A 6,765-nucleotide genomic window follows, 5' to 3' on the forward strand; every position below is an offset into this window, starting at 1 on the left:
CCGACAGGACGCCTGGCTTTTTTACGTGTGCTGCCGGTGGGTTGCCTGGATTGCAGTCTGCCTGATCACCGGCAAGACGACCCTGCAGGCCTACAGCGACTCGCGCTTCACCAGTTTGACCGGGCGCACGGTGGCAGCCGGATCCACCCTGGCAGAAGGCATGGTGGCTGCGTCCGACGACGTCCCGCAGTTGTCGCACGTTCCGCAACCGCTGCCGCAGCCTCCCGCATCGACCTTCCGCGCCGCCCACCGGTGGCCGACCGACTGCATCCACGCAGGGTGGCCGCCCCGTGCCATCCAGTCGCCAGCGCGCTGTTTCAGCCGCGCATGCGTCTTGGGCATCATCCGCCGGAATGCGCCCAGCGCGCATGCCAGCACGACCAGGCCGACGATCAGGCTCTCGAAGGTCGAATACGCAGTCATGTCAGCATCCTTGTGACGTGATAGGTGATGAAGGAGGCAATGTAGGCCAGCGCAAACAGATAGACCGTTGCGATGCCTACCCACTTCCAGGAGGCCGTTTCACGGCGGATCACCGCCAGCGTCGACAGGCACTGCGGCGCGAAGATGAACCACGCCAGCAGCGAAAAGGCCGTCGCCAGTTCCCATTGTGCGGCAATCAGCGGCGTCAGCGTGGTTGCCGCGTCATCAGCCGCGCCCGACAGGGCATACACCGTGGCCAGCGCGCCCACCGCCACCTCGCGTGCGGCCAGACCCGGCACCAGCGCAATCGAGATCTGCCAGTTGAAGCCGATCGGCTCGAAAATCGTCTGCAATGCACTGCCGATACGGCCGGCAAAGCTGTACTCGATCGCCGGACCCACGGCGCCTTCGGGCGGCGACGGGAAGGTCGACAGGAACCAGATCAGCACCGTCAGCGTCAGGATCACGCCGCCCACCCGGGTCAGGAAGATCCGCGCCCGTTCCACCAGCCCCACGAACAGATCGCGGGCGTGCGGCACGCGGTACGACGGCAGTTCCAGGAGCAGCGAGTGCTCACGCGTGTCGCGGCGGAACAGCTTCATGACCCACGCCACCACCAGTGCGCTGACGATACCGGCCACATACAGCACGAACAGCGTGACGCCTTGCAGATTGAAGATGCCCAACACCGTGTCGGCCGGAACGAACGCGCCGATCAGCAGGGCATAGACCGGCAGGCGGGCCGAACATGTCATCAGCGGCGCCACCATGATGGTGGCCAGCCGTTCGCGCGTGTCCTGGATGCTGCGGGTCGCCATGATGCCGGGAATGGCGCAGGCGAAACTCGACAGCAGCGGAATGAACGAGCGACCGGTCAGGCCGGCGCCGATCATCATGCGATCGAGCAGAAAGGCCGCCCGCGGCAGGTAGCCCGATTCTTCAAGGATAAGGATGAAGAAGAACAGGATCAGGATCTGCGGCAGGAACACCAGCACGCTGCCCACGCCGGCGATCAGTCCGTCCACGATCAGGCTGTGCAACAGGCCTTCCGGCATCAGGTTGCCCACCTGCTCGCCCAGCCAGCCGATGCCCGATTCGATGCCGCCCATGACGGGTTCGGCCCACGAGAACACGGCCTGGAACATCAGGAACATGACGGCAGCCAGGATCACCAGGCCCAGCACCGGGTGCAGCACCCAGCGATCGACGGCGTCATCGATCGCAGCGGTGCGGCGTGGCACGGTCACGGCGGCCTTCAGCAGCCGGTTGACCTCGGCGTGCAGGTCGGCGCCTTCCGGCAGCGCGGGCGGAATCGCCGGGACGCCCTCGTCGATGCGCGATAGCAGGCTCGAAGCTCCGTCATGCTTGACCGCCACCGTTTCCACGATGGTCATGCCCAACTGTTCCTGCAAGGTGGCACGGTCGATCACGATGCCGCGCCGCGCGGCCGCATCGCTCATGTTCAGCGCCATCACCATTGGCAGGCCCAGCCGCTGCAGTTCAAGCACGAAGCGCAGGTGCAGCCGCAGGTTGGTTGCGTCCACCACCGCCACCAGCATGTCCGGACGGGCTTCGCCCGCGCGCAAGCCCATACAGATGTCCCGCGTGACGGCCTCGTCTGGGCTGACTGCATGCAGGCTGTAAGCGCCCGGCAGATCCAGAATGCTCAGCGTATGGCCCGACGGTGTGGTCAGACGGCCTTCCTTGCGCTCAACCGTCACGCCGGCGTAGTTGGCGACTTTCTGGCGGCTGCCCGTCAGCAGGTTGAAGAGGGCGGTCTTGCCGCAGTTGGGATTGCCGACCAGCGCGATGCGTTGGGCGGACAGAACTTGTGTCGTCATGAGTGGAAATCAGCCTGCAGCAAGGGGTTCGACCACAAGGGGTTCGACCAGTACGCGCGCCGCTTCGGCGCGGCGCAGGGCAAAGCGTGTGAACCCGATCTGGATCAACAGCGGGTCGGCGCCAATCGGGCCTCGGGCGACGATGCGCACAGGCTCCCCCGCCACAAAACCAAGGTCCCGCAAGCGGGTGGCGATGGGATCCGGCAGCCCCACGTCCTCCACCGTATTCACGGCCGCCTGTTGGCCGTACGGCAGGTCGGAGAGACGAATGGTCATGGGCGCACCTGTTCCTTTAATGAAAATGATTGTTAATTATAAAAGTTTTCCGAGTCGGGGGCGTGGCAGCCGAATCGGTGGCCGCAAAGCCCGCTGCATGGCCGCATCGGGCAGGTTTGGACGGGCACCCGGGCACGCTCTGGATGGCGTAAAGGCGCCCGTGCGTGCAGCCTGCGGCAGGATCGTGCCATCATTCGCCTGCCTATCTACAGTCGCATAAGAGGAGTTCCGATGTCGCGTCCCGTGGTTGCTTTCACCCGTCAGTACTTTCCCGACACCGCCGCGCCATTGGCCGACCGTGCAGACCTGCGTTTGAGCCCGGCTGACGAGGCGCTCGATGCCGCCGGGATTCTGCGTCATGTCGCGGGCTGTGGTGCCGCGGTCGCTACCACGGGCTGTCCCTTCAACGCCTCCGTCATCGACCAGCTTCCCGAACTGCGCCTGATTGCGAATGTGGGGGTGGGCTACAACAACATCGACGTCGTCGCCGCCACCCGCCGCGGCATCATGGTGACCAACACGCCCGACGTGTTGACGGAATCGACCGCCGACATGGCCTGGGCACTGCTCCTGGCAGCGGGCCGCCGTATCGGTGATTCAGAACGGTGGTTGCGCGACGGTCAATGGAACCGCTGGGCCATCGACCTCTGGCTGGGCGCCGACCTGCATGGCACCACGCTGGGCATTGTCGGCATGGGACGCATCGGCCGTGCGATCGCCCGGCGTGCCAAAGGGTTCGGCATGAACGTGATCTATCACAACCGCCGTGCCCTGCCGCCAGGGGAAGACGAAGGTGCGCGCTGGGCAGACAAGGCCGAACTCTTGTCCACGGCAGACCACGTCATCCTGGTGGTGCCGTACTCGGCCGACACCCATCACATCATCGGCGCCGCCGAACTGGCCGCCATGAAACCCACGGCGGTCCTGGTCAACATCGGACGCGGTGGATTGGTTGACGACGTGGCGCTGGCGCAGGCTCTCCAATCCGGGCAGATCGCATCGGCCGGCCTGGACGTGTTCGAAAACGAGCCGCGCATTCACCCAGACCTGCTGGCAGCGCCCAACGCCGTCCTGACGCCGCACATTGGCAGCGCCACCTTCCGCACCCGCCGCGCGATGTGCGACCTGGCGGTGGCCAACGTGACGGACTGGCTTGACGGCAAGCCGCCACGCACGCTGGTGAACAAAGACGTGCTGCCCGCCTGAGTTGCGGACAGGGCAGGCCGGAGGGGCAGGACGGAGGGGCAGGGCAGGGCGGCAGCGCCGGACAACGAGGCAGGGCGGCGAGGCAGGGCGGCGAGGCGGGACGGCGAGGCAGGGCAGGCCGGCCGGCGCAGGGTAGTACGCGCGGGGCTCCTTTGAGAGTGGCCCAGCCGGTCCTGCGTCAGACGGGCGGGTCAATCCTTCAATGAGTCATACAGCGCGACGTATTCTTCCATCGCCTGTTCGCGGCTCTTGCCCGCCTGCGTCTGCCAGGCATCCCACTTGGCTCGGGCAACAAAATCCGTCATGCCCGGACGCTCGCCCGTCACGTCCCCCTGACTGCCTTGCTTGTAGAGGGAGTACATCTTGAGCAGCGTCATGTTGTCGGGGCGCTCCGACAAGGTCTTGCTCGCGGCAACCGCGTCGTTGAATCGTGTCGTCAGATCGCTCATGGTGTTTCCTGTCAGATGATGGGGGAGAGCTCCACCCTACCGAATTCCCGTGGCACTGTCCAAGCACCATGGACCGGGCGGTGATCGGGCAGCAAAGGTCGGACGGCCTCGATGCCGTGTACCGCAGGAATGGCGTGGATGCCATCGATGCCGTGCCGCGTGTCATAGAGTAGGGCGCACCAGCGTGGACTTGCCGAACAGGCTGCTCAGCAAGTCGACCGCCAGCAGCGCGGTGCGATTCTGGACGTCGCGTGCCGGATTGATCTCGACCACATCCAACGATCCCAGCCGCCCGCAATCTGCAATCATCTCCATGCAGAGCTGCGCTTCGCGGTAGGTGACCCCTCCGAGCACAGGCGTGCCAACGCCCGGCGCAATATCGGGGTCAAGAAAATCGACGTCGAAGCTCACATGCAGATGGGTGTTCTCATCGAGTCCTTCCAGTGCACGTTCTACCGTCGCTCGCATGCCGACCTCATCGATGTAGCGCATGTCGTAAACCGTCAGTCCCGTCTGGTTCACGAACTGCTTTTCACCTTCGTCGACGCTGCGAATGCCCACCTGCCGCACCTCGGTCGCCAGGATGGCCGGTTGCCGGTCCGACAGCGAGATCAGTTCCATCGGTCCATGTCCGCACAGGCAGGCGACTGGCATGCCGTGGATGTTGCCGCTTGGCGTCATGGCAGACGTATTGAAGTCGGTATGGGCGTCGAGCCAGAGCACCCGCAGGCGTTTGCCTCGTCGGCGGCAATCCTGCGCTACCGCGCTGATCGATCCGATCGCCAGCGAGTGGTCGCCCCCAAGCACCACCGGCAAGGCGTTGCGCGAGAGGCTCCCCAGCACGGCATGGAACAAGAGGGCGTTCCAGGCGTGCACTTCGCCAAGATGACGATAGCCGTTGGCGGCCGGTTGTCTTGGATTCAGCGGCCCGACCAGGTCGCCGCAGTCCACGACATGAAACCCCAGCAAGCGCAGTGCGGTGTCCAGGTCGGCAACACGCAGGGCATCGGGCCCCATGGACGTTCCGCGCACGCCCGCGCCCACATCGGTCGGTGCGCCAATGAGTTCAATGACAGGCAAACTGGACAGACGACTCATGAACAAGGTGCTCCTGAAACTCGCTACGCCAAGGCGACGCGATGGAAGAACAGTGACTGCGCTGCAAGCGCCGGGCCAAGCAGCAACGGCCTCGCTCACCAGCAAAGGGCACACCCGGCGTTGCACCCATACGCGGTGCGGAGTCGCAACGCACGCGCCACGTCCTGTCGGCGCCGATGCTGACCACTGATGCCCTGCAGGGCCCTGTGGCCGGACCAACGTGTGACCGACCGGGGCTTTCTGACCGGGCCCCTATATAGTTAACAGGCTAATTTAGAGGTGGCACCGCGGTAGGTAGCATCGTGGTGGACAGTGACTCGAACCGATACGCCATTGCCCGAGCACCGTCCTGCGCGGCCATGCATCGCTTTTCAATCGAGCCAGGCCCTTGGCTTTCCTGATGATCGGAATGAACGCTTATCGTATCGGTCAATCAAGCACGCGCGTGCCCCAGTGCCAAGAAATATCCATGAGGACTCTCCATGATGACGACTTCCGCGGTGTCCGATCCGGCTCGCTCCTTTGATCCCATGCCGGCTGCCGAACTGCTCCTGAGTACATGGCGCAGCCACGGCGTCCTGGACGCGTTGCCAGAAGCGAGCCGCCCGGCCACGCTGGACGAGGGGTATGCCGTCCAGGACGCTGTGGCACAACTGCGAGGTGAACCGCTCGCGGGGTGGAAGCTGGGTGTCGGTAGCATCGGCGCGATGCGGCAGGCGAGGCTGGCCAGGCCGCTGATCGGCCGGGTGTATGAGTCGCTCGTGTATGCGCCCGGAGATGTGGTGCCCTTGCCGACCGATCGTCCGATCACAGTGGAATGCGAGATCGCGTTTGTGCTGGGTCAGGACATTGTTCCTCACGAGGCGCCGAGTCGCTTGTCCGACGCGGTGGGCGCTACCCGAGTGACGTTCGAGCTCGTGCTGTCCCGATTCCAGAATCGCCGTGCGGTGGGTTGGCCAAGTTTCGTCGCGGACGGGGTCGGTTTCGGCGCATTGGTGGTGGGACCTGAAGTGGAAACCGACCGGATCGACCAGGTTGCACAAGGCCTGTCGGTCATGGCTGACGGTGTCGTGCGGGCCCGTGTCGCGACGGGAGACGATGTCACGTCACCTTGGGAATCGTTTGCCGCGCTGATTGCCCATGCAAGTGAGCGGGGTGTCATGCTCAATAAAGGCCAGATCATCACCACCGGCGCGTGCGCAATACCCTTCGATATTGGCTGCGGGTCGACGGATCTTGAAGCCCGGTTTGACGGCAAGGTATTCGCAGTCCGGGTCGACACTTTATTGTGATCCGACCGACTTGCAGGCCAGAAAATAACCGTGCTATATTTCAGGGCTCGACGGAACAAACGCAACGCGATCTGCCCAGGCAGCAGCGGTGCAGCGGGTTCTGAAGAGCAGTGGTTTGGTGGTGAAGATGTCTAGCAGTTGGATGTTTCGACAGTTTGACAAGCGTAAAAAACTTCTTCA

General features: G+C 64.2%; 7 protein-coding genes. 2 read left to right on the forward strand and 5 right to left on the reverse strand.

The genetic code is table 11. The features are described 5' to 3' along the window. Window positions 1-90: 90 nt before the first annotated feature. Genes IE116_RS25160 through IE116_RS25170 form a run of 3 tightly spaced genes read right to left on the reverse strand, consistent with a single transcriptional unit; the run spans window position 91 to window position 2,534 of the window. A complete protein-coding gene (locus tag IE116_RS25160; protein WP_189616577.1) occupies window positions 91-423 on the reverse strand; it encodes a DUF6587 family protein in 333 nt (110 codons plus the stop codon). After that, on the reverse strand, window positions 420-2,264 hold the full coding sequence (gene feoB, locus IE116_RS25165; protein WP_189616579.1) for a ferrous iron transporter B: 1,845 nt from the start codon (window positions 2,262-2,264) through the stop codon (window positions 420-422). The genes IE116_RS25160 and feoB overlap by 4 nt, the downstream gene beginning before the upstream one ends. Window positions 2,265-2,273: 9 nt before the next feature. Then, window positions 2,274-2,534 carry a FeoA family protein gene (locus IE116_RS25170; RefSeq protein ID WP_189616665.1) on the reverse strand — a complete coding sequence of 87 codons (261 nt, stop codon included), beginning with the start codon at window positions 2,532-2,534 and terminating at the stop codon, window positions 2,274-2,276. A gap of 237 nt (window positions 2,535-2,771) precedes the next feature. Between IE116_RS25170 and IE116_RS25175 the strand changes: the two genes are divergently transcribed. Beyond that, window positions 2,772-3,746 carry a 2-hydroxyacid dehydrogenase gene (locus IE116_RS25175; protein WP_189616583.1) on the forward strand — a complete coding sequence of 325 codons (975 nt, stop codon included), beginning with the start codon at window positions 2,772-2,774 and terminating at the stop codon, window positions 3,744-3,746. A gap of 191 nt (window positions 3,747-3,937) precedes the next feature. Here the strand turns inward: IE116_RS25175 and IE116_RS25180 are convergent, their stop codons facing one another. Both IE116_RS25180 and rocF read right to left on the reverse strand, forming a co-directional pair. After that, complete coding sequence (locus tag IE116_RS25180; protein WP_189616584.1) at window positions 3,938-4,195, reverse strand: acyl-CoA-binding protein; 258 nt, start codon at window positions 4,193-4,195, stop codon at window positions 3,938-3,940. 162 nt (window positions 4,196-4,357) lie between these two features. Continuing rightward, window positions 4,358-5,293, reverse strand: coding sequence for an arginase (gene rocF, locus IE116_RS25185; protein WP_189616586.1), 936 nt, complete (start codon window positions 5,291-5,293; stop codon window positions 4,358-4,360). Window positions 5,294-5,775: 482 nt separating this feature from the next. Between rocF and IE116_RS25190 the strand changes: the two genes are divergently transcribed. Further along, window positions 5,776-6,585, forward strand: coding sequence for a 2-keto-4-pentenoate hydratase (locus IE116_RS25190; protein ID WP_189616588.1), 810 nt, complete (start codon window positions 5,776-5,778; stop codon window positions 6,583-6,585). The last annotated feature ends 180 nt before the right edge of the window (window positions 6,586-6,765 follow it).

It is taken from the genome of Pigmentiphaga litoralis, from assembly GCF_014651835.1.
Classification (GTDB): domain Bacteria; phylum Pseudomonadota; class Gammaproteobacteria; order Burkholderiales; family Burkholderiaceae_B; genus Pigmentiphaga; species Pigmentiphaga litoralis.